At 70.4% G+C, this 25,676-nt stretch carries 25 protein-coding genes and 1 riboswitch; of the genes, 18 read left to right on the top strand and 7 right to left on the bottom strand.

Annotated elements, in window-relative coordinates:
- Positions 1–98: 98 nt before the first annotated feature.
- The gene (locus tag K2F47_RS17510; protein WP_242904612.1) at positions 99–575 is read right to left on the bottom strand and encodes a hypothetical protein; all 477 of its coding nucleotides are present in this window, start codon (positions 573–575) and stop codon (positions 99–101) included.
- Here K2F47_RS17510 and K2F47_RS17505 point away from each other — a divergent pair, their 5' ends adjacent.
- The 7 genes from K2F47_RS17505 to K2F47_RS17475 are packed head-to-tail and all read left to right on the top strand — an operon-like array spanning position 576 to position 7,847.
- Positions 576–1,355, top strand: a complete 780-nt coding sequence (locus K2F47_RS17505) for a hypothetical protein (protein WP_242904610.1) — start codon at positions 576–578, stop codon at positions 1,353–1,355.
- Positions 1,348–2,250 (top strand): NADH-quinone oxidoreductase subunit H, encoded by a 903-nt coding sequence (locus K2F47_RS17500; protein WP_242904608.1) that lies wholly within the window; start codon positions 1,348–1,350, stop codon positions 2,248–2,250. Before K2F47_RS17505 ends, K2F47_RS17500 begins: the two co-directional genes overlap by 8 nt.
- A 9-nt stretch (positions 2,251–2,259) precedes the next feature.
- Positions 2,260–2,787: an NADH-quinone oxidoreductase subunit J gene (locus K2F47_RS17495; RefSeq protein ID WP_242904606.1), complete on the top strand. Its 528-nt coding sequence runs from the start codon at positions 2,260–2,262 to the stop codon at positions 2,785–2,787.
- Positions 2,784–3,089 (top strand): NADH-quinone oxidoreductase subunit NuoK, encoded by a 306-nt coding sequence (nuoK, locus tag K2F47_RS17490; protein WP_242904605.1) that lies wholly within the window; start codon positions 2,784–2,786, stop codon positions 3,087–3,089. Before K2F47_RS17495 ends, nuoK begins: the two co-directional genes overlap by 4 nt.
- Positions 3,086–4,960 carry an NADH-quinone oxidoreductase subunit 5 family protein gene (locus K2F47_RS17485; RefSeq protein ID WP_242904598.1) on the top strand — a complete coding sequence of 625 codons (1,875 nt, stop codon included), beginning with the start codon at positions 3,086–3,088 and terminating at the stop codon, positions 4,958–4,960. Before nuoK ends, K2F47_RS17485 begins: the two co-directional genes overlap by 4 nt.
- Entirely contained in the window at positions 4,957–6,465 is a 1,509-nt protein-coding gene (locus K2F47_RS17480) for a complex I subunit 4 family protein (RefSeq protein WP_242904596.1), read from the top strand. The genes K2F47_RS17485 and K2F47_RS17480 overlap by 4 nt, the downstream gene beginning before the upstream one ends.
- Positions 6,462–7,847, top strand: coding sequence for an NADH-quinone oxidoreductase subunit N (locus tag K2F47_RS17475; RefSeq protein ID WP_242904587.1), 1,386 nt, complete (start codon positions 6,462–6,464; stop codon positions 7,845–7,847). Before K2F47_RS17480 ends, K2F47_RS17475 begins: the two co-directional genes overlap by 4 nt.
- Positions 7,848–7,919: 72 nt before the next feature.
- On the opposite strand, the gene K2F47_RS17470 is transcribed toward K2F47_RS17475, so the two are convergent.
- Positions 7,920–9,341 carry an MFS transporter gene (locus tag K2F47_RS17470; RefSeq protein WP_242904585.1) on the bottom strand — a complete coding sequence of 474 codons (1,422 nt, stop codon included), beginning with the start codon at positions 9,339–9,341 and terminating at the stop codon, positions 7,920–7,922.
- Between the two features lie 149 nt (positions 9,342–9,490).
- Positions 9,491–10,939, bottom strand: coding sequence for an MFS transporter (locus K2F47_RS17465; protein ID WP_308198431.1), 1,449 nt, complete (start codon positions 10,937–10,939; stop codon positions 9,491–9,493).
- A gap of 38 nt (positions 10,940–10,977) precedes the next feature.
- Here K2F47_RS17465 and K2F47_RS17460 point away from each other — a divergent pair, with 38 nt between their 5' ends.
- The 6 genes from K2F47_RS17460 (at position 10,978) to K2F47_RS17435 (ending at position 14,385) form a co-directional block, all read left to right on the top strand.
- Entirely contained in the window at positions 10,978–11,709 is a 732-nt protein-coding gene (locus K2F47_RS17460; protein ID WP_308198430.1) for an AraC family transcriptional regulator, read from the top strand.
- A 118-nt stretch (positions 11,710–11,827) separates the two neighbouring features.
- Positions 11,828–12,208, top strand: coding sequence for a BlaI/MecI/CopY family transcriptional regulator (locus K2F47_RS17455; RefSeq protein WP_272496929.1), 381 nt, complete (start codon positions 11,828–11,830; stop codon positions 12,206–12,208).
- A complete protein-coding gene (locus K2F47_RS17450; protein ID WP_242904579.1) occupies positions 12,195–12,503 on the top strand; it encodes a hypothetical protein in 309 nt (102 codons plus the stop codon). Before K2F47_RS17455 ends, K2F47_RS17450 begins: the two co-directional genes overlap by 14 nt.
- A complete protein-coding gene (locus K2F47_RS17445) occupies positions 12,425–13,150 on the top strand; it encodes a M56 family metallopeptidase (protein ID WP_308198423.1) in 726 nt (241 codons plus the stop codon). The genes K2F47_RS17450 and K2F47_RS17445 overlap by 79 nt, the downstream gene beginning before the upstream one ends.
- A gap of 186 nt (positions 13,151–13,336) precedes the next feature.
- Positions 13,337–13,485: riboswitch (cyclic di-AMP (ydaO/yuaA leader) on the top strand.
- Positions 13,486–13,494: 9 nt separating this feature from the next.
- Positions 13,495–13,686 (top strand): hypothetical protein, encoded by a 192-nt coding sequence (locus K2F47_RS17440; RefSeq protein ID WP_242904575.1) that lies wholly within the window; start codon positions 13,495–13,497, stop codon positions 13,684–13,686.
- Between the two features lie 99 nt (positions 13,687–13,785).
- Positions 13,786–14,385 carry a TetR/AcrR family transcriptional regulator gene (locus tag K2F47_RS17435; protein WP_242904573.1) on the top strand — a complete coding sequence of 200 codons (600 nt, stop codon included), beginning with the start codon at positions 13,786–13,788 and terminating at the stop codon, positions 14,383–14,385.
- Between the two features lie 58 nt (positions 14,386–14,443).
- Here K2F47_RS17435 and K2F47_RS17430 read toward each other — a convergent pair whose 3' ends face one another.
- Both K2F47_RS17430 and K2F47_RS17425 read right to left on the bottom strand, forming a co-directional pair.
- Positions 14,444–14,929 (bottom strand): hypothetical protein, encoded by a 486-nt coding sequence (locus K2F47_RS17430; protein ID WP_242904571.1) that lies wholly within the window; start codon positions 14,927–14,929, stop codon positions 14,444–14,446.
- Positions 14,930–14,932: 3 nt separating this feature from the next.
- On the bottom strand, positions 14,933–15,289 hold the full coding sequence (locus K2F47_RS17425; protein ID WP_242904564.1) for an SGNH/GDSL hydrolase family protein: 357 nt from the start codon (positions 15,287–15,289) through the stop codon (positions 14,933–14,935).
- 30 nt (positions 15,290–15,319) lie between these two features.
- Here K2F47_RS17425 and K2F47_RS17420 point away from each other — a divergent pair, with 30 nt between their 5' ends.
- Positions 15,320–16,393 carry an aldo/keto reductase gene (locus tag K2F47_RS17420; RefSeq protein ID WP_242904562.1) on the top strand — a complete coding sequence of 358 codons (1,074 nt, stop codon included), beginning with the start codon at positions 15,320–15,322 and terminating at the stop codon, positions 16,391–16,393.
- A gap of 40 nt (positions 16,394–16,433) precedes the next feature.
- Here the strand turns inward: K2F47_RS17420 and K2F47_RS17415 are convergent, their stop codons facing one another.
- On the bottom strand, positions 16,434–17,957 hold the full coding sequence (locus K2F47_RS17415; protein ID WP_242904560.1) for an alpha/beta hydrolase: 1,524 nt from the start codon (positions 17,955–17,957) through the stop codon (positions 16,434–16,436).
- 296 nt (positions 17,958–18,253) lie between these two features.
- A complete protein-coding gene (locus K2F47_RS17410; protein WP_242904558.1) occupies positions 18,254–20,449 on the bottom strand; it encodes an MMPL family transporter in 2,196 nt (731 codons plus the stop codon).
- Between the two features lie 329 nt (positions 20,450–20,778).
- Between K2F47_RS17410 and K2F47_RS17405 the strand changes: the two genes are divergently transcribed.
- The 4 genes from K2F47_RS17405 (at position 20,779) to K2F47_RS17390 (ending at position 25,652) form a co-directional block, all read left to right on the top strand.
- A complete protein-coding gene (locus K2F47_RS17405; RefSeq protein ID WP_242904556.1) occupies positions 20,779–22,233 on the top strand; it encodes a sensor histidine kinase in 1,455 nt (484 codons plus the stop codon).
- A complete protein-coding gene (locus K2F47_RS17400) occupies positions 22,230–22,958 on the top strand; it encodes a response regulator (protein ID WP_242904554.1) in 729 nt (242 codons plus the stop codon). Before K2F47_RS17405 ends, K2F47_RS17400 begins: the two co-directional genes overlap by 4 nt.
- A gap of 130 nt (positions 22,959–23,088) precedes the next feature.
- Entirely contained in the window at positions 23,089–24,354 is a 1,266-nt protein-coding gene (locus K2F47_RS17395; RefSeq protein WP_308198422.1) for a beta-ketoacyl-[acyl-carrier-protein] synthase family protein, read from the top strand.
- On the top strand, positions 24,351–25,652 hold the full coding sequence (locus K2F47_RS17390; protein WP_272496928.1) for a ketosynthase chain-length factor: 1,302 nt from the start codon (positions 24,351–24,353) through the stop codon (positions 25,650–25,652). Before K2F47_RS17395 ends, K2F47_RS17390 begins: the two co-directional genes overlap by 4 nt.
- Positions 25,653–25,676 lie beyond the last annotated feature (24 nt).

Genomic DNA, 25,676 nt, shown 5'->3' with positions numbered 1-25,676 from the left:
ACGCGCGTCCCCGCGCCTTCGTCATCACGGCACCCGGTGCGACGCGGACCAGGCTGTTCGTCGAGGCCGAGCTGCGCCGGCGCGGGGGACGGCCGGTCTCATCCCCGGCAGCGGCGGCGATCCTCGTCGTGTGCGGACGTCCCGGAATGGATCTGGCGGCGGCGGTGGACACCATCTGGGAGAGCATGCCGGGTCCGCGATCCCTCGTCCGGCTGGACGAGGCGGCGTCGGCCGAAGAAGTCGCCGCTGACCTCGACCGCGCACAACGGGAACTGGCCGACGTCCCTGCCCAATGGGCGGACGCCGCAGCCCGCAGAGATCGCGGACCGTGGGCACCCGCCGACGAGTCCGAGCGGACGGGCGAACACGACGATCACATGTCCGGGCATGAGCACCACCACGGGGCCTCGCCCGGGTCCGACCACGGTGAGATGCGCCATGGAGACGACCACGCAAGCCCTGAGGCCGGACACGACCCTGATCACGCTGGGCACGACGAAGGTTCGTCCGCCGAAGAGGATGATCACGGTGGCCCTATGGAGCACGGCGGCGGCCATGGCGGCCACGAGCATCACATGGGTACTCCGATGGGGCTGGCCATGGCCGGGCGGGCGGCCGACCGGGACGGGTTGAAGCTGGATGTCCTGCACCTCCCGCTGGGCCCGGCTCTCGCGGACTGGCCTGCCGGGCTCGTGCTCGACCTGACCGTGCAGGGCGACGTCCTCCAAGGCGTGGAGCCCGCCGTGATGGGCGGCGCGGCGTCCGGGCCGGCCTTCTGGGACGAGCCGTGGCTGCGAGCCGCCGCCGGAGAGCGGGTCACGACCGGTGAGGCGGAACGACGGCGGGCCGCAAGCCGTCTCGACAGCGTGGGGCGATTGCTGGCCGTCGCGGGCTGGGAGGTGGCCGCCGACCAGGCTCGCCTCCTGCGTGATCAGCTCATCGCGGGTGGTGGGCAGAATGAGATCGCGCCCCGCGTCGCCAGGTTCGTGCGCCGCACCGGCAGGTCGAGAACGCTGCGGTGGATGCTCAGCGGCGTCGGCGCCATCACCCCTGAGCAGGCGGAGAATCTTCAGCTTGAGGGACCGTCCGCCCGCCGCCCCGGCGACGCGCTCACCCGGCTGACCGGCTGGCTCGGCGACATCGCCGAAGCCTCGGAACGGCTGAACGATCCGGCACCCGTGGAGAGCATCGACGGCCCGCGCGGCCCGGTGGACGGCCGGGCGAGCGCCGCCGTCGTCGCGATGCTCCCCGAGCTGCTGGACGGCGCGGAGCTGGCGGCGGCGAGGCTGATCGTCGCCAGCCTGGACCCCGACCTCGACCAGGTCGCCGCCCTAGCGGAGGCTCCCGGTGAGTGAGCCGGTACCGGTCTGGACGGTCGTGGCGCTTCCCGTCGTCCTCGGCGCCCTGGCCTACTCGGCCGCGGCGATGGACGCGGCGCTCCGCACCGGTGACGGCGTGGTCGGCCCGTTGCGGGAGGGCGTCCGGCTGATCGTCCAGCAGCGGAGGCGTACGCACGCGCCCGACGTGCTGCTGTCGCGGATCGGCGTGATCAGTCTCGCGACCGCGGCGCTGCTGGCGGCGACGGTGATCCCGCTGGGCGACACGAGCGTGTGGGATCTGCCGGTGGGCGTGGTGTGGTTCAACGCGATGGAGGTCGTGGCCTGGGCTTCGCTCTGGCTGACCGGTTGGGGCGTCAACGCGGCGTTCCCGCTGGTCGGCGGGTACCGGTTCCTGGCTCAGGGGCTGGCCTACGAGTTGCCGCACATGTTCGCCCTCATCACCGCCGGTCTCGGAGCCGGTTCCCTCGACTTCGGTGGGGTCGCGGCCGCGCAGGACGGTCTCTGGTTCGCCGTCTGGATGCCGGTCGCACTCGCCACCTACCTGCTGTCGGCGCTCGCGATGGCGTTCTGGGGACCGCTGGGCCACCCGGTGGCGGACGATCTCGCGGGCGGGGTCGCGGCCGAGCTGTCGGGGCCGGACCGGTTGGTGTTCTCCGCCGGGCGGTTCGCGTTGCTGTCGGTCGCGGCGGCGGCCGCGGTGCCGCTGTTCCTGGGCGGCGGCGCGGGGCCGTGGCTGCCGGGATGGGCCTGGTCGCTGGTCAAGACGTACGCGGTGCTGGCCCTGCTGGTCTGGGTTCGAGGCCGGTTCCCGGTGCTGCGGATGGACCGGTTCATGGAGGCCGCCTGGATGCTCCTGATTCCGGCCACGCTGTTGCAGGCCCTGGTGGTCGGCGTCGTGGTCGTGAACTGAGGGGGTGGGATGCAGACCGTCGCGTTCTGGGTCCTGGCGGTGGCGGCCGTGGGCTTCGGTGCGGCCGTGTTCGTCGTGGACTCGATGGCACGGGCGACCTTCGCGCTGCTGGCCTCGTTCCTGTGCGTCGGCGTCGAGCTTCTGCTGCTCAACCTCGACTACCTCGGCGTCCTGGTGGTGCTGATGATGATCATGGAGATGCTGGTCATGGCGGTCTTCATGATCATGTACATGATGAACCCGGGCGGGCTCATGCCGATGACGATGGTGCACAACAACCGGGGAGCCCTCGCCATCTCCGGCACCGTCTTCGCCGCCCTGACGGCCGGGATCCTCCTCACCCCCTGGCCGCGGCGGCGCGGGACCGTGCCCGCCGACCCGACCTTCTCCGCCGGTGAAGCGATCATGGGCCCGAAGATGCTCGCGATGATGCTGATCGGCATCGCCATCCTCGCGACGATGATCGCCGCGGTGGTGCTGGCGACCGACCGGGGCCGCTACGACCGGCCGACCGACCGCGGGCGCGGTGCGAAATGAGCCTCGACGCCTTTCTCCTTCTGGCCGCCGCGCTGTTCTCGGTCGGCCTCTACGGGGCGCTGTCGCAGCAGTCGGTCGTGATGCTGATGATGGGTCTCGAACTCATGATCAACGGGCTGCTGGTGGCGGGCGCCGCGTTCTGGTTCTACATCGCGCCCGGGGCGGCGGACGGCCAGGTCCTGGTGCTCGTCGCCGTCACGGTGATGGCCCTGGAGATGGCGATGGGGTTCGCCGTCGTCACCGCGCTCTTCCGCGCGCGCGACGTGGACGTGACCGACGACGCCGGGGACCTCAGGGGATGAGCGCTCTCGGCTGGCTCCTACCGGCGGCCCCGATCGTGACCGGCGTGCTGCTGCTCACCGGGCGGTTCGCCGTCGGACGCCGCATCGACCGGACGGCGCCCACGATCGCCATCGGAGCCGCACTCGTCGCGCTGTCGCTGGCGATCGCGGCGGCACTGGTTCGGCCGACCGTGCGGTTCCCGCTGCTCGGCGACTTGCCGTCCGGCCTGGCGGTGGACGGTCTTTCCGCCGTCCTCGTCCTGACCGTCACGTCGGTCAGCCTCGCGGTCCTGGTCTTCGCCGCCGGTGAGTTCGCCCCGGACGAGTCCCGGGCGCGCTTCTTCGGGCTGATGCTGGTGTTCACCGGGGCCATGCTCGTGACGGCTACCGCGACCGACCTGGCCGTCCTGCTGATGGGCTGGGAGGTCATGGGCGCGATGTCGTACGCGCTCATCGGCTTCTGGTGGCGTGAGCCGGGACGCGTCGGTTCCGCCGGCATCTCGTTCGTCACGACGCGCACCGGCGACCTCGGCCTGTACTTCGCGGCGGGCGCCGCCCTGGTCGGCACCGGTTCGCTGGACCTCGACGGCCTGGCCGGCGCGGGCGGGCTCTGGCGGGATCTGGTCGCGGTCGGCGTCGTCCTGGCCGCGCTGGGCAAGTCGGCGCAGTTGCCGTTCTCGTTCTGGCTGTCGCGGGCCATGGACGGCCCGAGCCCGGTGTCCGCGTTGCTGCACTCGGCGACGATGGTGGCGGCCGGGGCCTACCTGCTGCTGCGCCTGGAACCGCTGCTCGACGCGACCGGTTGGGCGGCGTCGCTGGTGGCGTGGGCGGGCGCGCTCACCGCGCTCCTGCTGGGCGCGGTCGCGCTGGCCCAACGCGACCTCAAGCAGTTGCTGGCGGCCTCCACCTGCGCGCAGATCGGGTTCATGGTGCTCGGTGCGGGCGTCGGCACGGTGGCCGGAGGGACCGCGCATCTCGTCGCGCACGCCGCGGTGAAGAGCCTGCTGTTCCTCGGTGCGGGTGCCTGGCTAGGTGCCCTCGGCACCAAGGACCTCGGCGAGCTGCACGGCGCCGCCCGCCGGTACCGCCTGGTAGGGATCACGTTCGGCGTCGGAGTGCTCGCCCTCGCCGGAGCGCCGCCGCTGTCACTGTGGGCCACCAAGGACACGATCCTCAGCGCGGCCCTGAAGGAGTCTCCCCTGCTGTACGCGGTGGGGCTCGCCGCCGCGCTGCTCTCGGCGGGGTACGCGGCGCGTGCGCTGTTCGCCGTGACCCGGCCGATCGACGCGGCGACGCGGTTGGACACCGAGGAGACCGGGACACGCCACGTCGGCCAGCTCGAAAGGCTGCCGCTGCCCGCGCTGGCCCTGGGTTCGGCGGCACTCGGGATCTTCGCCCTGCCGGCGGTGGACGAGGCGTGGGGGAACCTTCTCGATACCGAAAACGGGCAGGGCCCAGGCTCGGCCGAGCTGGTGCTCTCCTCCGCTCTGGCGTTGCTCGTCCTGGCAGTGACCTGGGCTCTCATGCGGCACGGCGCTCGGGTCCGGACGGCCTGGACGGCGCCCGCACTGAACTGGCTCCATCTCGAACGGCTCGCCGGGCTGCTCGTCGCCCGTCCGGTGTTCGCACTGGCCACCGCACTCGCCCGGTTCGACGACCGCGTCATCGACGCGGGAGTGCGCGCGACCGCCGCCCTGGGACGTCTCGCCGCCGCGCTCGCGGGCCGCCGGATCGAGATCAGGGTTGACGGGCTCGTCAACGCGATCGGCCGGGGAGCCCGCCGCCTGGCGGACCTCGCCCGCCGTCCGCAGACCGGGCAGGCGCACACGTACTACGCGCAGGCAGCGGTGCTGTTCGCCGTGCTCATCGTCGTCGTCCTCATGGTCGGGTGAACGTGCTCTCTCTCGTGGTCTTCCTTCCGCTCGCCGTCGCGCTCGGGCTGTACGCGGTGCCGGGGCTCGGCGACCGGGCGGTGACCTGGACGTGGATCGCCGCGTGCGCCGTCGACCTCGCCCTGGTCATCGCACTGTGGATCGGGCGCGGCACCGGCGACGGGATCTCCTACGAGACGAATGCGCGCTGGATCCCGTCCGTCCGCGCCGGTTACCACATCGGCGTCGACGGCCTCTCATTGCCGTTGCTGGCCCTGACCTCGCTCCTGTTCCTGGCCTGCGCGATCTACTCGCTGCGCCAGGAACGGCAGGTACGGGCCTTCGCCGCGCTTTTCCTCTTTCTTCAGACCGCCTCGCTCGGCCTGTTCGCCGCCCTGGACCTGCTGCTGTTCTTCGTGTTCTTCGACCTGTCCATCGTCGCGATGTACTTCGTCATCGCCGGGTGGGGACACGGCGACAGGATGCGGTCGGCGCTGAAGTTCTTCCTCTACACCTTCCTCGGCTCGCTGGTCCTGCTGCTGGGGTTCATCGGGCTCTACCTGGGAGCCGAGCCGCACACCTTCGACATGGTCGAGCTCACCCGCACGCCGCCGCCGGCCGCATCGGCGGGGCTCGGCGGGCTCGTCCTGCTGGCGGTCGGCGTCGGCCTGGCCATCAAGACGCCGACCGTGCCGTTCCATACCTGGCTGCCGCCCGCGCACACCGACGCGCCCGCGGCCGGGTCGGCGATCCTCGCCGGAATCCTGCTGAAAATGGGCACCTACGGCTTCGTCCGCATCGCGATGCCCATGCTCCCGGACGCCTGGCGCCGCTACGCCTGGGTCGTCATCATCGTGGGCCTGGTCAGCGTCCTCTACGGCGCGCTGGTCGCCTACGCCCAGGAGGACCTCAAGCGGCTGATCGCCTACACCTCGGTCAACCACATGGGGTACATCATCGTGGCGCTCGGTGCCGCCGGTGCCGCCGGTGCCGCCGGCGATCAGGCGGCGCGGCGGCTGGCGGTGACCGGCGCGGTCACCCAGATGGTGAGCCACGGACTGATCACCGCCGAGCTGTTCCTGCTGGCCGGGGTGCTCTACGGCCGGGTCGGCACCTATGACATGGGACGCTTCGGCGGCTTGGCCGGGCGCGCGCCGATCTTCTCCGGACTCGTCGCGGTCGGCGCGTTCGCCTCCCTCGGGCTGCCCGGCTTCGCCGGGTTCATCGCCGAGTTCCAGATCTTCACCGGAGTGATCGGCAGCGGCGGCACCGGAACCGCCGTCGCCGGCGCGCTGGCGATCGTGGGCATCCTCATCACCGCCGCGCTGTTCCTGCGCCTGCTGCACCGCGCCGTCCTCGGGCCGCCGGGCGAGCTCACCGCGCGGGTCACCGACGCGCATCGCAGCGAACTCGGCGCGATCGTCCCGCTGCTGGTGCTCGCGGTGGTCATCGGGGTCGCGCCCCGGTTCCTCCTGGACGTCATCGAGCCGTTCTCGGCGACGGTGGTCTCGCTGGTGGCGCGATGATGCGCGAGAACCCGGCGGACCTCCTGCCGGAGCTGTCCGTCCTCGGCGCGGCGGTGGCCGGGCTGCTGACCGGGTCGTTCCTGCCGCGAACACGGCAGTGGATCGTCGCGCTGATCTGCGCGTCCGGCCTGGTGGCGGGCCTGGTCACGACGGCCCTCGCCGCGAACCGGGCTGACCTGACGACCTTCGACGCGTTCATGCTCGACGCCGTCACCCATGTGACGCGGGCCGTCGTCCTGGCGGCGACGCTGCTGGTCATCGTGCTCGCGGCGGGCCCGATGCGCGGGCACCGGCGGGAGAGCGAGTTCCACGTCCTCATTCTGCTGGCAGCGCTCGGCACGATCGCGCTGGGCGCCGCGTCCGACCTGCTGGTGCTGGTCGCGGCCTACCTGCTGGCGAGCATTCCGGGCTACGCGCTCGCGGGTTTCGGGAAGGACGCGCCGGGCACCGAGGCGGCGCTCAAGTACTACCTCATGGGGGCCTTCCTGGGCATCCTCATGCTGGCCGGAGTCACCCTGCTCTACGGGCTCGGCCGCGGCACGTCCTACGGGACGCTCCGCGCCGGGCTCGGGGCGGCCCCGGGCGGCGCGGTCACGGTCGGCGTGGTGCTCCTGCTGGCCGGACTTCTGTTCAAGGCGGGCGCGGTCCCGGCGCACTTCTGGGTCCCGGACGTCACGGAAGGCGCTCCCCCGGTGGTGGCGGCCTTCGTCACCACCGTCCCGAAGATCGGGGCCTTCGCCGCCCTCTTCCGCTTCGCGACCGAAGCCCTTCCACCCGGCGCGGGCGACTGGCCCCCGCTCATCGCGATCACCGCCACGGCGACCATGACGCTCGGCAACCTCGCCGCGTTCGCCCAGGACAACGTCCGCCGACTGCTCGCCTACTCCACCGTCAGCCAGGCCGGTTACCTGCTGGTCCCGATCGCGATGGCCGGGCGCACCGACCTCGCCGAGCCCGCGCTGCTGTTCTATCTCGCCGCATACGCGGTCACCAATATCGGTGCGTTCGCCGTCGTCATCGCCGTTGGCCGCGACGAACTGTCCGCCTATACCGCGCTGATACGCCGCTCCCGACTTCTGGCACTCTCCCTGGTCATCTGCCTGCTGGGCTTGGTGGGCACTCCGCCCACGGCCGTGTTCGTCGGCAAGCTGCTGATGTTCGGAGCCGCGCTGGACGGCCGCTACGCATGGCTGGCGGTCGTGGCCGCCCTCAACTCCGTCGCCAGCGTCTTCTACTACCTGCGCTGGATCGTGCCCGCATTCGCCCACGAGACCGAACCGGATCGGCGCCTGGACCGCGTCGCCCAAGGAACGGCCTACCTGGCGGCCGCGGGTTCACTCGTCCTCGGCGTCGGAAGCGGCATCGCCCTCACGATCGGCTGAACGTCCGTCCCCGGCAGGCTGCGCCGCCCGGGTCGGTGACCCGGGCGGCGGTTCCGGTACAGCCGATCATGCCTAGATGCTCTCCTTCACGGGCTCGTCCGCGTTCGCGGGGACGGCGGGGGTGCGCAGGGTGACCAGGGCCAGGACGGCGCCCGCCAGGGCGACGACGGCCGCGCCGATGAAGGCGGCGCGGAAGCCGTCGGTCAAGCTGGGCAGGTCGCCGAGCTCGTCCGCGCCCCGCGAGGTGGCGATGGCGGTCATCGCCGCCAGCCCGATCGCCGAGCCGACCTGGTAGGTCGTGTTGACGATGCCCGACGCCAGTCCGCCCTGCTCGGGTGCGACGCCGTTCAGCGCCGCCATGGTGGCGGGGATGAACACCAGCGACATGCCGACCGCCGAGATCAGCGACCCGGGCAGCACGTCGGTGGCGAAGCTCCCGCCCGCGTCGATCGTGGACAGGACGGCCAGGCCGCCCGCGAGGACCACGAGGCCGGTGACAATGAGCGGCTTCGTGCCGAACCGGGCGATGAGCCGTCCGGTGACGCCGACCATCAGCACCATCATCAGCGCCGTCATCGGAAGCAGGGCCGCGCCGCTCGGGAAGGCCCCGTAGCCCAGGACCTGCTGGAGGTAGAGGTTGAGGAAGTACCACATCGGGATCCAGGCGGCGCCCAGCAGCGTCATCGCCACGTTGGCGCCGGCCAGGTTCGGGGTGCGCCACACCGACAGCGGCATCAGCGGGTCGCGGGTGATCCGCTGGACGCCGATGAACGCGGCCAGCAGCAGGACGGCGCCGCCGAGCTGGAGAGCGGTCGCCGGGGCGTCCCAGCCCCGTCCGGGCGCCTGGACGATCGCGTAGACGGCGAGGGCCAGCCCCGCCGTGACGGCGAGCGCGCCCAGCACGTCCAGGCCGGTGCGGCGGCCGGGGACGTTCGGCAGGACGGCCGGAACCGCGGCCAGCGTGGCCAGGCCGATCGGGACGTAGATGATGAACACCCAGGGCCAGCTCAGCCACTCGGTGATGACGCCGCCGAGGAACACCCCGGCGGTGCCGCCCGCCGGGGCCGCGGCGCCGTAGAAGGCCATCGCCTTGGCCAGTTCCCTGGGCCGCGCCGAGAACAGGACCATCAGCAGCGTCAGCGCCGACGGCGCGATCAGCGCGGAGCCGACGCCCTGGATCGCGCGGCCGATGATCTCGGCCTCGGCGCCCGTGGCGGCCGCCGCGACCACCGAGCCGCCGATCAGCACCAGCCATCCCGCCGCGAAGACGCGCCTCGCCCCGAGCAGGTCCGACAGCTTGCCGCCGAGCAGGAGGAGCCCCCCGAGGGCGACGACGTAGGCGTTGAACACCCATTGCAGGCCGCCCTGGGAGAAGCCGAGGTCGCGCTGCATGTCGGGGAGCGCGACCCCGATGATCGAGGTGTCCATGATGACCATGAACTGGGCGGTGGCGAGCACGGCGAGCGCCCACCAGCGCCTCGGATCTGCGGACATGAGGGTGCACCCTTCCTGAGACTTACCCCTAGGGGGTATCTGCCAGACCGTAACATACAGCCCGGGGGTATTAGTCCCAGGTGGAGTGGAGAGGATTTCGCACCCCTACCAGTCCGGCTCGGCGACAACCACCGCACTACATCCGCACGTCACAAGGGAGAGGGGTCGCGTTCCGCGTCGACCGACTCGTCACCTGGCTTCGCCCTGCGTTGCGTCGGGGCCGCACCGGAGTCACCTCCGGCATCTGGACGGCCATCGCCGAGCAGGACGGCGATCAGAGCGGCGCCGAGCACGAGAAGACCTCCGGCGACGGTGAGCGCGAGAGAGAAGCCGTCCGTCGCTGCGTGCAGCCGACCTGCCGAGTCGACCGCGGCGTCGGTGCGGCGCGCGGCGAGAGCGACCAGGACCGCCACTCCGACGGCACCACCGACCTGTTGTACGGAGCTGAACAGAGCGGAGCCGAGACCGGCGTCCTCCTCGGTCGTGCCCGTGACCGCGGCCACCGTCAGCGCGGGCAGACTCAGGCCGCAGCCGAGGCTGGTCACGAGCATGCCCGGCAGGACACCGGCCGCGTAGCCGTCGCCCGGCGCCACCCTCGACAGCAGAAGCAGTCCGGCGGCGCTGACCAGGAAGGACAGGACCAGGGTCGGACGCATCCCGAGTTTGATCACCGCGCGGGAGGACAGCCACATGCCCGCGAGGATTCCGGCACCGTAGGGCAGGTAGGCGAGACCGGCCCTGAGCGGGCCGTAGCCGAGGACCGTCTGCATGTGGATCATCAGCAGGAAGGCCATCGCGTAGAAGGCGGCCGAAAAGAGCAGGGTCATGCCGTTGCCGACGGCGCGCGTCCGAAACGAAAGGAAGGGCAAGGGCACCAGCGGGTCGGCGGCATGGGCTTCGACCACGAGGAACACGGCCGCCAAGCCAACGGCGGCGAACATCGGCGCCACGACACTCACGCCCGTCCAGCCCGACTCGCCGGCCTGGAGCAGGCCGTAGACGAGAAGCAGGACCGTGCCGGTGCCCAGCACCGCACCGGGGACGTCCAAGCGCGCCCCGCGGGTGACCCGGCTCTCGGGGACCAGGCGCGGGAGCAGCGCGCACGCGACCAGGACGACGGGCAGGTTGATCAAGAAGATCCAGCGCCAGGAGGCCAGACCGGTGAGGGCACCGGAGACCACCAGGCCCAGGGTGCCGCCCAGGCCCGCGATGCCGCCCCAGATACCGAGCGCCTTGGTGCGCTCTTCGGTCCCCGGGAACAGCAGCGTGATCAGGGACAGCGCGGCGGGTCCGGCCATGGCGGCGCCCGCACCCTGCACGAACCGTCCGACCACCAGCTGCCAGGGCTCCTGAGCCAGCCCGCAGGCCAGACTGGCCGCGCCGAACAATCCGACACCGATCAGGAAGACACGGCGGCGGCCCAGGAGGTCGGCCGCACGCCCGAACAGCAACAGCAGTCCGCCGAAGGCGAGGAAGTAGGCGTTGACGACCCAGGCGAGGCCGGTGGCATCGAAGCCGAGAGCGTCCCGGATGCTGGGCAGCGCGACGTTCACGACGGTGTCGTCCAGGACGAGCATGAACTGCACGAAGCACAGCACGACCAGAGCGGCACCTCGTCGCTCGCGGGGCACGAAGGATCGCCCCCCACAGGCATCCCCAACACCAACTGGCGTGGACCCGCCGCGGCGTACTCTGCGTGGCCGTCGGCGATGCCCATTGGGTCCTGCCGCCCACCCGCGCCCTGTGGCTTCCGGCCGGCGTCGTCCATCGGACCGGGGCGACCCGCGAGGCGGTGCTGTGCAGCCTCTACCTGGACCCGGAACGATGCCACCTGGACTGGACGACGCCCACGCCGGTCGCCGTGGACGGCCTGCTGGCCCACTTGATCGCCTACCTCGGCCGCCACGACCTGAAAGACGACGTCCGGCTGCGGGCCGAGGGCGTCGTGCTGGACCTGCTGCATCCGCTACCGACGACGCCCATCGACGTGCCCGAGCCCGTCGACGCACGCGTCCGAGCCGTTACCGCCGCCCTGCTCGCGGACCCGGCGGACCCGCGCAGCCTCGACGCGCACGCCCGCGCCATCGGCGTGAGCAGACGGACTCTGACGCGGCTGTTCGTCCACGACACCGGCATGAGTTTCGATCGCTGGCGCACCCACATGCGCATGCGGGCGGCCCTACCGCTGCTCGCCGAGGGCCGTCCCGTGTCGCAGGCCGCACACGCCGTGGGATACGCGACATCGAGCGCGTTCCTCGCGGCCTTCCGGCGCACCGTCGGCACCTCTCCCGGCCGCTACCTCACTGGCGACACCGGCGCGGAAGGCTCGGGAGGCCACGAGCGAGCCGTTGAACCGCTCGGCTTGTGACATCGCTCTTGCTGCTGGCGGAGGCGATTCGCCAGCCTCAACGCTGCGAGGGTGCGGGCCGGCGTTCCCGCCCAGAGCGGCTTCTCCGGCACAATGTGCGGAGGATGGAGGGGTGCGCATGGCCCTACTGGGTGGTTCACTTGAGCGTTCCATCATGGACGTGCTCTGGGACGCGCCTAGCCCGTTGCGGGTGCGTGAGCTGCTGGCGAAGCTGAACGAGAACGCGGACAAGGCGCTCGCCTACAACACCGTCCAGACCGTCGCCGAGCGGCTGGCGCAGAAGGGGCTGCTGCGGCGCGAGCAGGACGGGCTGGCCTTCCGTTACACCCCCACCCAAGCGCGGGAAGATTATGTCGTCGAGCTGATGCTCGACGCGCTTACCGAGACCTCCGATCACGGAAGCATCCTCGCCCGGTTCGCCGAGAGCATGCCTCCGGAGGATGCGCGCCACCTGATGGACGCCCTCCGTCGCCGGACCTCCGACGGTGAGCAGCGGTGACGGCGTGATCTACCTCGTGGCCGGTTTGGTCTCCACGGCGGTCATGCTGGGCTGGCTGGCGGGGCCGGTCCTCGATCGGTTCCAGCGTCCCGCCGCCTGTCCCGGGATCGCCATCGCCTGCTGGGTCGCGGCGCTGACCGGCGCTTTCATCGCCGACATCGGAGTCGTCGCGGTGGCGCTGCTGGCGCCGCCGACGCCGGGTCACGGCCTGCTGGAGTGGCTGCGCGACTGCCTGCCGCACCATGGCGCGACGTGGCGATCATCCTCGGGACGGCCGCCAGCCTGGTTCTGCTGACCGCCTGCTCTGTCAGGCTCTTCCTGAGCCTGCCCCGCCTTCGGCGTGCGGTGCGTCATCGGCGTCAGCATCGGGAGATGCTCCGGCTCGTCGCAAGGGAGCACGAGCGGCACGAGGACGTCCTCATCCTCGACCATCCCGTCCCCGTGGCCTACTCCCTCCCCGCCCGCCGGCGCCCGATCGTGGTCAGCACGGGCACCCAGGACACTCTCACTCCCGAAGAGTTCAACGCGGTCCTCATCCACGAACGGGCCCACCTCCGCCAGCGACACCACGCGCTGCTGCTCATGCTCGATCTCGTCCATGCCCTCCTGCCGTGGCCGCCCACCGTCCGGCGGGCCAAGACCACCCTGCCGCTGCTGCTGGAAATGGCCGCGGACGACGTGGCAGTGCGGGCATGCGGCAGCCGAACGCTCGTCGACGCCCTGCGCCGGCTCGCGACGATCCCGGGGGTCGCCGGCGCCCTCGGCGCCGCGGGGCCGTCCACCGGGGCTTTGGCGGAGCGCGTACAGCGGCTGGAGACCGTCGAGACGGGCAGGCCCCGCCACGCCGCCAGGGTGGCCGCTTCCGTCTTTGCGACGGTCGCCGTCGTCGCTCCCGTCGTGGTCGCCGTCGCGACGATCGCGAGCTTGTCTCACGTCTGCTGAGGCGGAGCCCGCACCCCAGAACTGCCGCTCCTCAACGCCTGAGGGCGCGGTCGCGGAGGCGGCGCCGTGCCGACACCCATGTGACCGCAGAGGCGGTTTGCCGCAATCAGCCACTTGTGTGGCGAATGAGCCCTCCGCCTCCTACACTTCGTAGGAGGTCGTCGTCAGGCGTCCCCGCCGGGGACGACGTCGACCCCGCCGAATCCTGCGGACCCCCGACGTTCGCGGAACCGGGGAACCGTTTCTCCACCTGGGGTGAATCCGCTCCCGCGAGCGGTAGGGCGACTCCGGCCCGAACCCGGCAGCTCACCCGGTAGGCCGTCCATGAGGGTCATCTCGTGGCCATGACCGAACGCGACCGGGCGGCGGTGGCGGCGGCCGGGCCGGCGATTCTCGGGCCGGGGTGGACGGGCGACGCGGCGGCGATCGGCGCCCGGCTGGACGAGGCCGGCCAAGCCGGGATCACCGAGGTCGTTTACGTCCCCAGCGGCTCGGACGTGGCGGGCGAGCTCAAGGCGTTCGCCGAGGTCTGGTGAGGGCGGACGATCATTGCGGACGCGGTTGTGAACATTCGGGTGGCGTCGAAGGTGGGTCACGTGTCCTGGGTTCTGGGTCGACTCGACTAGCCTGGTGTTATGCGGACATCAGCATCGTGGGGGGACCAGGTCTCGCCGAACCAGGCTGCCAAGCAGCGGCAGATCATCGAGGCGGCCAAGCAGGTGCTCGTCCGTGATGGTCTGGCCGGCTGCACGGTGCGGTCTGTCGCCGATGCTAGTCCGCTGACCAAAAGTGCCGTTCATTACTACTTTTCGGATATGGACGAGATCATCGATCAGGCGATGGCCGATCATATCTCTTCCTTTATCGAGCGCGTGCGGTCAGCGATCGCGCGCCATACCGGGCCGGTTGACCGTTTGTGGGCCGCGGTCGACGAGTACGTGGCCATTTTCCAGGAGGTGCCGAGGGGGCTGGTGCTCTGGCACGAGTACTGGATCGACTCGGTGCGGCGAGGTCGGCTCGAACCGCTGGAGCGGATGTTCGGCAACGTCACGAGCATCTTCACCGAGCTTCTGGAGGACCTCGGTGTGCGGGACGCGAGTGTTGTCGGTCACGGGCTCAGTTCGTTCCTCATCGGCACGGTCACGCAGCAGGCGGCCACAGAGCGTCCCGTCGAGGGGATTCGCTCCCAGATCGCAGGCCTTTGCAAGCTTGACATATCGATCAGTGCCAGTTGACTGTTTGTGGCGCCTCTGGCCTGGGCGCGAGTTGCTGAATGCCATTTTGGGTGGCAGTTCAGGTGGTCAGGCTGACTATTTTGTCGATGGTTCCCAGTCGCGGGTCGGTTCTGGGCAGGTCGCTCGGGCAGTCGAGATTGGTCATGCTGGCTGCGGGACGCTGACCCGCCGGAAATCTGACGACGACGTGGGCGCACAGCCGTACGGTGCGGCTTTCGCTGCTGAACCCGTCCGAGGCGGTCGCGGTCTTGACCACGGTGACGTCGAACCATGCCTGGTCTGCCGTGAGGTCGCTTTTCAGGAGGAGCCCGCCTCGTTGGGGGGTGTGGCGGGGAAGGCTCGTCAGCAACCTGTCGTAGGCGTTCCGCCGGTCTGGTGCCTGACCGAGGCGAAGTTCGATCGTTTGCTTCAACGCGGTCGCCGCGTCGCGGGCCCGGTCGGCCGCATCCCTTATGGCCTGGTCCTGGGCGTCGGCACAGCCGGCGCCCAGGGCGCTGGTGAGCAGGATTAACAGGATGCCCGCCAGCGCCCTGGGTCGTGTCATCGGCTACAGGCCCATCTGGCGCAGGGTTTCGTTCAGCGCCGCTGAATAGTGGGCGGTTCCTTCGATCTTCGGGTGGAATGACTGGGGTGAGTTGGGCGAGGTCGGGGATAGGTCGTCATCGGGCGTCTTGTCCAGGACGATCCCGTGGATGGTTTCGGGATTGCCGCAGACCGCTTCACCGGCGAATTTCGCGCGGGGGTCGGAGAACCAGGTCGGGGCACCGGCCTGGGTGGCGTTCTCGGAGGCGGTCTTCATCGCCGCCGCCAGGACGTCGGCGAGATCGTTCAGCCATGGCGCCTCGGAGGTCCCGATACCGGGGATGCACTGGCCGTTGCCGTCCAGCAGCCGGGGGTACCCCATAAGGACGATTTTAGCATTGGGCGCGTACTTGTGGATGGTGGCCAGTACCACTTCGATCGACTGCCGGACGCTGCCGTTGATGCGTTCCGGCTCTCGCCGCTGGCCCTGGGCGCGGCCACCTTCGGTACCGAGTGGGGGTGGGGCGCCGAGAAGGACGAGGCGCGCAGGCTGTTCGACCTCTACGTTGAGCGCGGTGGCAATTTCATCGACACCGCCGTCACATATACGGACGGCAGTTCGGAGCATTTGCTGGGGGAATTTGCCCGGGGAAAGCGTGAGGGGCTGGTGTTGGCCACGAAGTACACGACGTTGCGCCGGGAGGGGGACCCGAATTCCGGGGGCAGCCAGCGCAAGAACCTTTTCGCTTCGGTGGAGACCAGTTTGCGGCGGCTGGGTACGGACTACATCGATCTGCTCTACCTTCATGTCTGGGATTTCGTGACGCCGGTCGGGGAGATCCTGCGCGGCATGGACGATCTCGTCCGGCAGGGCAAGGTCCTGTACGTGGCGATCTCCAATGCCCCGGCATGGCAGGTGTCGAGGATGCAGGCGATCGCCGACCTGCGGGGGTGGTCGCCGCTGGTCGCGCTGCAACTCGAGTACAACCTGGTCGAACGTACCGGGGAGCGGGACCTGATCCCCATGGCGCGGGAAATGGGGCTCGGGGTGGTCCCGTTCTCACCGCTGGCCGGCGGGGTGCTCACCGGGAAGTACGGTCGTGGTGATCTGGCTCCGGTGGGCGGATCGTCCGATGACGGCACCCGCAGGGACTTCAACCTGGCCAGGGGCGGAATCACCGAACGGGGCCTTGCCATCGCCGACGTGGTGAAAGAGGTCGCTCGGGAGTTGGGTCGCACACCCGCGCAGGTCGGGTTGGCCTGGGTGCTGCGTCGGCCCGACGTTACCGCGCCGATTATCGGCGCCCGCACCTCCAAGCAACTAGAGGACAATCTGGGTGCTCTGGAAGTCGAGCTCACGGGCGCGCAGTTGGCGCGGCTCGACGATGCCAGCGGACCCGAACTCGGTTCTCCGCACGATCTGCTCGCCAGCGGCTTCGGCCGAGAGCTGGTCCAGGGTGATATGAGGGTCGAGACCCGGCGATAGAACCCTTGAGGGCGGTGTCTCCGCCGCCCTCAAAGGCGATTCACCAAAGCCAGTGGGGTGTATGGCGGTTCGGCTTGGACGGCGTTTCGGTGAGCGGTGCCGGCTCGGCCGGGCAGTGCGTGTTTGGTGGCGGGGTGCGCAGCGTCAGCAGGTAGCGGTTGACGGCCGCGTTGATACAGGCGCTTCGGTTATAGGCCCGGTGGCCGATGCCGTCGTAGGTGAGCAGTACCGATCCGGGGATCTGACGGGCCACGTTCTGCGCGTCCGGGTACGGTGTGGAGACGTCGTATCGGCTGTTGGTCAGGAGAATCGGCGGAGCGCCCTTGATTCGGTATGGGTGCTGCGGGTTGCTGGCCCGGGGCAGGAAGCCCTGGCAACCGGTGATGGACAGCCAGTTCAGGTTGTTGAACCGGGTGTGCGGCGCTGCATTCCGGGAGGCGGCCATGAGGCTTTTCAGGTGCTCGAAGTCACGGACCGGGAAGCTGAAGTCATTGCAGAAGATCGGCTGGAAGGAGTCCGGGAACCAGCCCGGCAGCTGTATCGATTTTCGCGCTTGCAGCCTGGTGAAATAAATAGCCAGGGGTCGCCAGCCGCCTACATTGTTGTTCGGCGCGTACATCGCCCGGCGAACCGTTTCCAACAGTTCGTCGGACGTGATCGCGGTCCCTGCGGGGTCTTTCAGCTCCCCTCGGTCCGCCCTCGCCAGCAGGCCGTCCAGGACCTTGAACACGTTTTTTCCGCGCAGCGTGCAGTGTGAGCTTTCGTTGCACCAGGCGGCGAACTTCCGGTAGTGCTCCTCCAGGGTGGTCGATCCACCGAGCAGGTAGCGGCGGGCGCCGGTGACGCTGTGGTCCATATTGCCGTCGAGCACCAGCGCGCGAATGCGGCCGGGATACTCCTCGGCGTACTGCTGGCCCAGCAGCGTTCCGTAGGACTCCCCGTGCAGGGAGATCTGGCGCTCGCCCAGCGCCCCACGGACGACGTCGGCGTCGCGGGCGACGCTGCGGGTGTCGATGTGATCGAACAACGGCCCGCTTCGCCGCCGGCATTCCTGGGCTCGGTCCTTGTGCGAGCGCAGCAGCTGCTGGTAGGCCTTCGCGTCCTGCGGGAATTCCGATACGGGGTCGGGATCGACGGGGCACGTCACCGGGTGGCTGCGGCCGATTCCGCGCGCGTCGAACCCGATGATGTCGAACCGCTGCAAGAGCTCGGGGTCAAGCTCCAGATCGGCGTAGAACGCGAAGTCGACGCCGGAATCGCCCGGGCCGCCGGGCAGCAGGAACAGCGAGCCGATCCGCTCTCGCGGCTTGAGGGCCGGGCGCCGGGCCACCGCGAGGTCGATCTTGGCGCCCGCGGGGTGGGCCCAGTCGACCGGGACCGCCACCTTGCCGCACTGCACCCACGGATCTTCGGGGCATGGCTTCCAGGCGATGCCCTTCCCGGCGATGCCTTTTTCGGCAGGGGCGGCCGGTGGCGCGGCCCGCGTTCCGGCGAGCGAGACCGGGCCTGGTAACAGGAGTAAGGAGAGCAGCGACACGAACGAGGCCAAGCGGATCCACGGCATGGGACCTCCCTGAGATCACGGCCCTCGTCCGTGCTCGGGGACCGGCGCGGTCCGGGGCCGACAGATCGGGCAGATGGTCCTCGGCGGGGGACGGGAGGGGTCCCGGCCACTGTTCCGTTGCCGCCGCCGCATGGGCTCAGGGAGGTGCGGACGCCCCGTCGCCAAGGCCACCGCGAACAGCCGCAAGGGGCCCGGTCGCTCAAGTGAGTTCACATGCCTGACCTGGTTGGCCGGACGTCCCTTCGCCGCCGGATATGGCCATGTCCGGCGGCGAAGGAGAGCACGGGCGCGTGGTGTCAGGTGCGGCCGTCGGCCGCCTGGAGTTCCGGCTCCCGGCTGACGGGCGGCTTGGACGGGCCCTCCACGGAGACGTGCGGCAGGATCTTGTCGATCGCCTTCGGCAGGTACCAGTTCCACTTGCCGCACAGCTGCATGACCGCCGGGACGAGGATGGTCCGCACCACCAGGGCGTCCAGCAGAATGGCCACGGCCACGCCGAGGCCGAACTCGGCGATGGTGCGCATCCCCGCGAACACGAACGCCATGAACACGCAGATCATGATGATCGCGGCGGCGGTGATGATCCGGCCGGTGGCGGCCTGCCCGCGCCGGACGGCGAGGTCGTTGTCGCCGGTGTGCAGCCATTCCTCGTGGATGCGGCTGACCAGGAACACCTCGTAGTCCATCGACAGCCCGAACAGCACCGCCAGCATCATCGCGGGCAGGAACGACTCCACCGGCCCGGCGGAGCCCGCGCCGAGGGCCGAGGCGCCCCAGCCCCACTGGAACACCGCGACCACGACGCCGAACCCGGCGCCGGTCGAGAGCAGGTTCATCACCGCCGCCGTGAGCGGCACGACGAGGCTGCGGAAGGCGAGCATCAGCAGCACGCACCCGAACGCGACGACGATGGCGACGAACAGCGGCATCTTCCCGCCGACCACGGACGCGAAGTCCTTGAAGACGGCGGTCTGGCCGCCCACATGGACGGTGAGCCCGTCCTTCTCATAGCTCGGGATCACGCGGTCGCGGAGCGTGTCGATGAGGTCGGCGGTCTCCTTGGTGTCCGGTGCCGTCGTGGGCGTGACCTGCAACGTCCGCACCGTCGCACCCGGAGCGACCGGCCCGGACTGAACCGAGGCGACCCCGGGGACGGTCCGGAGGTCCTGCTCCAGCCGTCCGAAGTCGGTGGCGGCCGCCCCGCCGGCGGGGACCTTCGCCACGAGCAGCAGCGGGCCGTTGTAGCCGGGGCCGAACCCCTCGGCGAGCAGGTCGTAGGCCTTGCGGGTCGTGGTGTCGGGCGCGTTGTTGCCGGCGTCGGCGGCGCCGAGCCGCATCGAGAAGAACGGGACGGTCAGCACCACCATGACCAGCGTCGCGGCCAGCGTCAGCGTGACCGGCCGCTTCTGCACGAACCCGGCCCAGCGGGCCCAGCCGTCGGACGTGCTGGCGCCGCGCGGCCCCTCGTTCTTGAGGCGGGCCCGCTGGCGGCGGCTGAGCACGCGCGTGCCGAGGATGCCGAACAGCGCCGGGAGCAGGGTCGCGGCGACCGCGACGGCGAACGCCACCATGATCGCGGCGGCCAGGCCGATGCCGGACATGACGCTGATGCCGAGGACCAGGAGGCCGAGCATCGCGACCGCGACCGTCCCGCCCGCGAACACGATCGCGCGGCCGGAGGTGTTCATGGCCTCGACCGCGGCCTCCTCCTCCGTGAGCCCGGCGATGATCCCGTTGCGGTACCGGGCGACCACGAACAGGGCGTAGTCGATGCCGACGCCGAGGCCGACGAACGCGGCGATGATCGGCGCGGTGGTGCCGATGTCCATCACGTGGGTGAGCAGGTCGATGCAGAAGAGCGCGTTGCCGAGCGCGAGGATGGCGGCGATGAGCGGGATGGCCGTCGCCAGCACGGACGCGAAGGCGAACAGCATGACCACGGCGGCGGCCACGATGCCGACCAGTTCCGCGGTGGAGGTCGAGGGTTTCTCGAGCTGAGCCATCGCGGCCCCGCCGAACTCGACCCGCAGCGAGTCGCCGCGCAGCTTCGAGCCGAGGTCCACGACCTTCTGGATGTTCGCCGTGTCCAGGCTCTGGCTCTGCTTGGTGAAGGTGACCGTCGCGTAGGCTGTCTGGCGGTCGGGGCTGATCTGGGCCGCCCCCCGCGCGCTGAACGGGTTGACCACCGCGCCGACCTCGGGCACCTTGCCGACCTCGGCGAGCATCGCGTTGACCTTGCCCTGCACGGCCGGGTCGGTCACCTTGCCGTTCGTGGTGTGCAGCACGATCGTGGTCCGGTCGCCGGAGCCGCGCTGGAACTGCGTCTCCAGCAGGTCGGAGGCACGGGTGGACTCGGTTCCCGGCAGCGAGTACCGGTCGGAGAACATCGCGCCGGCGGAGATGGCGGTCCCCCCGAGGACCGCCAGGGTGAGCAGCCAGGCACCGATGACGACGAAGTGATGCCGGAAACACCAGCGAGCGATCACGCTCATCGGGTCCCCCCATGGACTGGATCGAATTGATTTTTGGAGTGTGGCGAGATTTCGGGACGCCCGTGCGCGGGGCCGCGCACACGGTGACGTCCTGCGGTTCGCCCAGGTACGAGTGGCCGCGCTTCGCGCCGACGCGGCCACTCGTACAACGGGCGGGACTCCGCTTCTCCAAGACTGTCGGTCAGTGGACGCTGCGGTCGTCAGGCTTCGGGATGGAATCGGCGTCCGACCAGAGCGGTACCCGGCCGCCGCGTACAGCCCTGGTTGTACGCGGTCGACGCGACCGTGACCTGACGACTGGCGCCCCACCCCATGGGTAGCCTGATGGCGTGTCCGGCACCGCCCTCACACGGCCCATTCGGCGATTCGTCACCAGGCATCCGCATCCGCTGGTGCTGCTCGACATCGCCGTCGCCGTCCTGCTGCTCGTCGGCCTGATCATGGCCGACGCCCGCAGCGGCCTGCACGACGCCGCCGCGGCCGAGTCCGCCGTGCGGGCGGGGGGAATCGCCCTCGCCTCCCTGTCCGTCGCCGTCCGCCGCCTCCGCCCGCGATGGTCGTTCGCCGTCGCGACGCTCTGCACGTTCGCGGTCACCGCGGTCGGCGGCGCGCCGCAGGTGTCGGTGTGCGTCGCCGTCACCGCCTACACGGTCGCCGAGGCGGGCGAGTTCGTGTTCTGGTGGGCGCGTCCGGGCGCGGCCAGCCTGCTCACCGCCGCCGGGATCGGCATCGGACGCGTCGCGTCGAGCTGGGAGGCCGTGCTGATGGCCGATGTCGCGATCATCTGCGCCGGCTGGTTCGCGGGCCTCGCCGCCCGCGAGCACCGCAAGCGGCTCGCCGCGATCGCCGAGCAGCGCACCGAGCGGGAGCGCCAGCACGCGGCCGCCATCCGGCAGGCCGCCATCGACGAGCGGCTGGTGATCGCCCGCGAGCTGCACGACATCGTCGCGCACTCGATGAGCGTCATCGCCGTGCGCGCCGGGGTCGCGCGGATGGTGATGAACAGCGACCCGGGCCAGGCGCGGGAGACGCTCGGCATCGTCGAGACCACCACCCGGCAGGCGCTGCACGAGATGCGGCTGCTGGTGCAGGTGCTGCGGCACGAGCACGCCGTCGACCCCGCGCTCGCCCCCACCCCGGGGCTGGACGACATCGCCGCGCTCGCCGACCAGGTCCGCTGCGCGGGCGTCGACCTGAGCCTCGACATCATCGGGACGCCCCGTCCGCTGCCCCCGGGCGTGGACCTGTCGGCCTACCGCATCGCGCAGGAGGCGCTCACCAACGTCGTCCGCCACGCGGGCCCGGTGCCGGCCTCCCTCCGCATCGAGTACCGCGACGAGGACGTGAAGATCGAGGTCACCAACAGCGCCCCGCCCGAACCCCGCCGGACAGGGAAGACCACCATCCACGCCGTCATCCACCCCGACATCCACACCGTCGTCAACTTCCACCCCACCACCGATCCCGACCCCGAGCCCTCGGAGCACTCCCGCGCGTCCGCCGGGCACGGGCTGATCGGCATGCGTGAACGCGCGGCTCTTTACGGCGGCTACCTGCGTGCCGACCGCCACGGCGACGGTTTCCGCGTTCAGGCGCTGCTCCGGACGGACGAATCCAGCCCCATGACCAACCGCCCCGCACCGCCCGATGACGGGGCCTCCGCCGCCGCGCCGTCCAGGCAGCCCGCAAGATCATTCTCGGTGCCAATCCCGGCCGGATCCGATTCAGATTCCGAGATCGAACCGGATTCAGACTCCGGATCGGCGCACGGAGGTCGCTCATGACCATCCGCGTGGTCATCGCCGACGACCAGGTTCTCGTGCGGGCCGGATTCAGCGTCCTCGTCAACGCCGCGACGGATATGGAGGTCGTCGCCGAAGCCGGAACCGGTCCGGACGCCGTCGCCGCCGGGCGGCGCCATTTGCCGGATGTCATCCTGATGGACATCCGAATGCCCACCATGGATGGAATCGAGGCAACCCGGCTGCTCCTTGACGACCCGGCGACCAAGTCCATCCGCAGCCTCATCCTGACCACTTTCGATCTCGACAGTTACGTCTTCGGTGCGCTCAAGGCCGGCGCCAGCGGGTTCCTGCTCAAGGACACCCCGCCCGAGCTGCTGCTGGCCGGAATCCGCACCGTCGCCGCCGGTGACGCGCTCCTCGCCCCGAGCGTGACACGCCGTCTCATCCGCGACTTCGTCAACCGTCCCGCCGCCGACCCCCGCGCCCTGCCGTCCCTGCTCGACCCGCTCACCGACCGCGAGAGGGAGATCCTCGTCCATGTCGCCTCCGGCCACTCGAACAACGACATAGCCGGACGGCTGCACATCAGTGTCGCCACTGTCAAGACGCACGTCAGCCGACTGCTCACCAAACTCGACGCGCACGACCGCGCCCAACTCGTCGTCATCGCCTACGAAACCGGGCTGATCCAGCCGAGTTCGCGGGCACGCACCGTGTTCGACTCATCCACCGGCGACGACACTTGCGACCGCCTCGACCTGTGACCTGCGTCAACGCGAGCAAAGATCAAATTCCAACCTGCTCGGTCTAGTATCGTTCAAGGTGCTCTCAAGTCCGCTGTTGAAGTATTGCCATCGGAAAGAGCGGTGGCTGGCGGACTCCAGAGGAGTGCTTGTGAACCGGGCAGTAGTGATCACTGGTATCGACGTGATCGCGCCAGGGGGGGTAGGCAAGAAAGAGTTTTGGAATCTGCTCACCTCGGGCCGCACCGCGACCAGGGACATTTCTTTTTTCGACCCTAGTGCATTCCGTTCGCGAATTGCGGGCGAATGTGATTTCAACCCCGCTTCGGTGGGCTTGCAGCCGCGCGAGATCCGAAGAATGGATCGCGCCACACAGTTCGCTGTGACGTGCGCCAGCGAGTCCCTAGCCGACAGCGGCCTCGACATGAGCACGGTCGACCCCACCCGCGTGGGGGTGAGCCTCGGCAGCGCGGTCGGGGCGACGACCAGCATCGAGCGCGAGTACCTCGTGCTCTCCGACAGCGGGCGCGAGTGGCTGATGGACGAGGGCCACCTGTCCCCGCACATGTACGACTACATGGTGCCGAGCGCGGCGGCCGCCGAGGTGGCGTGGCGGACCGGTTCGGAGGGGCCGGTCGCGATGGTCGCGACCGGGTGCACCGCCGGCCTGGACGCGGTCGGACGCGCGTACGAGAAGATCATGGACGGTAGCGCCGACGTGATGTTCGCGGGCGCCACCGATACCCCGGTCTCGCCGATCGTGGTCGCGTGCTTCGACGCGATCAAGGCGACGACGCCGCGCAACGACGACGCCGAGCACGCCTCCCGTCCGTTCGACGCGACGCGGAACGGGTTCGTCCTCGCCGAGGGCGCGGCGGTCATGGTGCTGGAGGAGCGCGAGCACGCGATGGCGCGCGGCGCCCGGATCTACGCCGAGGTCGCGAGCCACGCCACCCGCTGCAACGCCTACCACATGACGGGGTTGCGGCCGGACGGCCGGGAGATGGCCGAGGCGATCCGGCACGCGCTGGCCGACGCCCGGTGCGCGCCCGAGTCGATCGACTACGTCAACGCGCACGGCTCCGGCACCAGGCAGAACGACCGCCACGAGACCGCCGCGTTCAAGGACGCGCTCGGGGCGCACGCCTACCGGACGCCGGTCAGCTCGATCAAGTCGATGATCGGTCACTCGCTCGGCGCGATCGGCTCGATCGAGGTGGCCGCGTGCGCGCTGGCCATCGACAACGACGTGATCCCGCCGACCGCGAACCTGCACGAACCGGACCCCGAGTGCGACCTGGACTACGTCCCGCTGGAGGCGCGCGAGGTCCCGGTGAACACGGTGCTGTCGGTGGGCAGCGGTTTCGGGGGCTTCCAGAGCGCGGTCGTGCTGCGATCCCCAGAGCTCGCGGCATGAGCGCCCCCGCCAACGCGCCCAACACGGCGACCGGCGCCGCGACCGGCAAGGCGACCGGCGCCGCGTCCGGCGAAGCGACCAGTGAGGTGACCGGCGCCGTTTCCGCCGTCGTGACCGGGATCGGCACGATGGTCGGGGACGGCACCGGCATCGAGGAGCACTGGAAGGGCGTCCTCGAGGGCCGGTCCTGGATCCGGCCGATCCAGCGGTACGACGCCTCGCGCTACAGTGCCCGGCTGGCGGGCCAGGTCGTCGACTTCGACGCGAAGGAGCACCTGCCGAGCCGCCTCATCCCGCAGACCGACCGGGTGACGCGGCTCGCGCTGGTCGCCAGCGACCAGGCGCTGGCCGACGCGGGGTTCGCCGGACGCGACTACGACGACTTCGAGATGGGCGTCGTCACGTCCAACGCCTCGGCCGGCTGGGAGTTCACCCACCACGAGTTCAAGAAGCTGTGGACGGAGGGGCCGGAGAAGGTCAGCGTGTACGAGTCCTTCGCCTGGTTCTACGCGGCCAATACCGGCCAGATCTCCATCCGCAACGGGCTGCGCGCCGCCAGCGGCGTGCTGGTGGCCGACCAGGCCGGGGGGCTGGACGCGATCGGCCAGGCCCGCCGCAACCTGCGCCGGGGCGCCAAGCTCATGGTGACCGGGGGGATGGACTCGGCGTTCGACCCGTGGGGGTGGCTCTCGCACATCTCCGGCGGCGAGGTCAGCACCGCCGAGGACGCCTCGAACGCCTACCTTCCCTTCGACGCCGACGCGCACGGCTACATCCCGGGCGAGGGCGGCGCGATGCTGGTGCTCGAACACGGTGACGCGGTCGGCCCGTCCGCCAAGCGGTACGGGCGGGTGGCGGGGTACGCCTCGACGTTCGATCCGCCGCCCGGCAGCGGCCGGCCGTCCAACCTGGGGCGGGCCCTGCGGCTCGCGCTGGAGGACGCCGGGATCGAGCCCGGCCGGGTGGACGTGGTCTTCGCCGACGCCGCCGGCGTCCCGGAGCGCGACCGGAGCGAGGCCCGGGACATCGCCGGGGTGTTCGGGCCGAGGGGGGTTCCGGTCACCGCGCCCAAGGCGGGGGTGGGACGTCTCCTCGCGGGCGGGGGGCCGCTGGACGTGGTGACCGCGCTGCTGAGCATCCGGGACGGTGTGATCCCGCCGACCCCGCACACCAGGACGGTCCCGGACGAGTACGCCCTCGACCTGGTCGTCGAACCGCGGCGGACGAGGGTCGAGGTCGCCGTCGTGCTGGCGCGCGGCCGGGGCGGTTTCAACTCCGCGGTAGTCATCACCGCCTGATCGACAGATCGCCTGATCGACGGA

The sequence above is a fragment of the Actinomadura terrae genome, from assembly GCF_022751215.1.
Lineage (GTDB): Bacteria > Actinomycetota > Actinomycetes > Streptosporangiales > Streptosporangiaceae > Spirillospora > Spirillospora terrae.
This window is presented reverse-complemented; position numbering and strand designations above follow the sequence as displayed.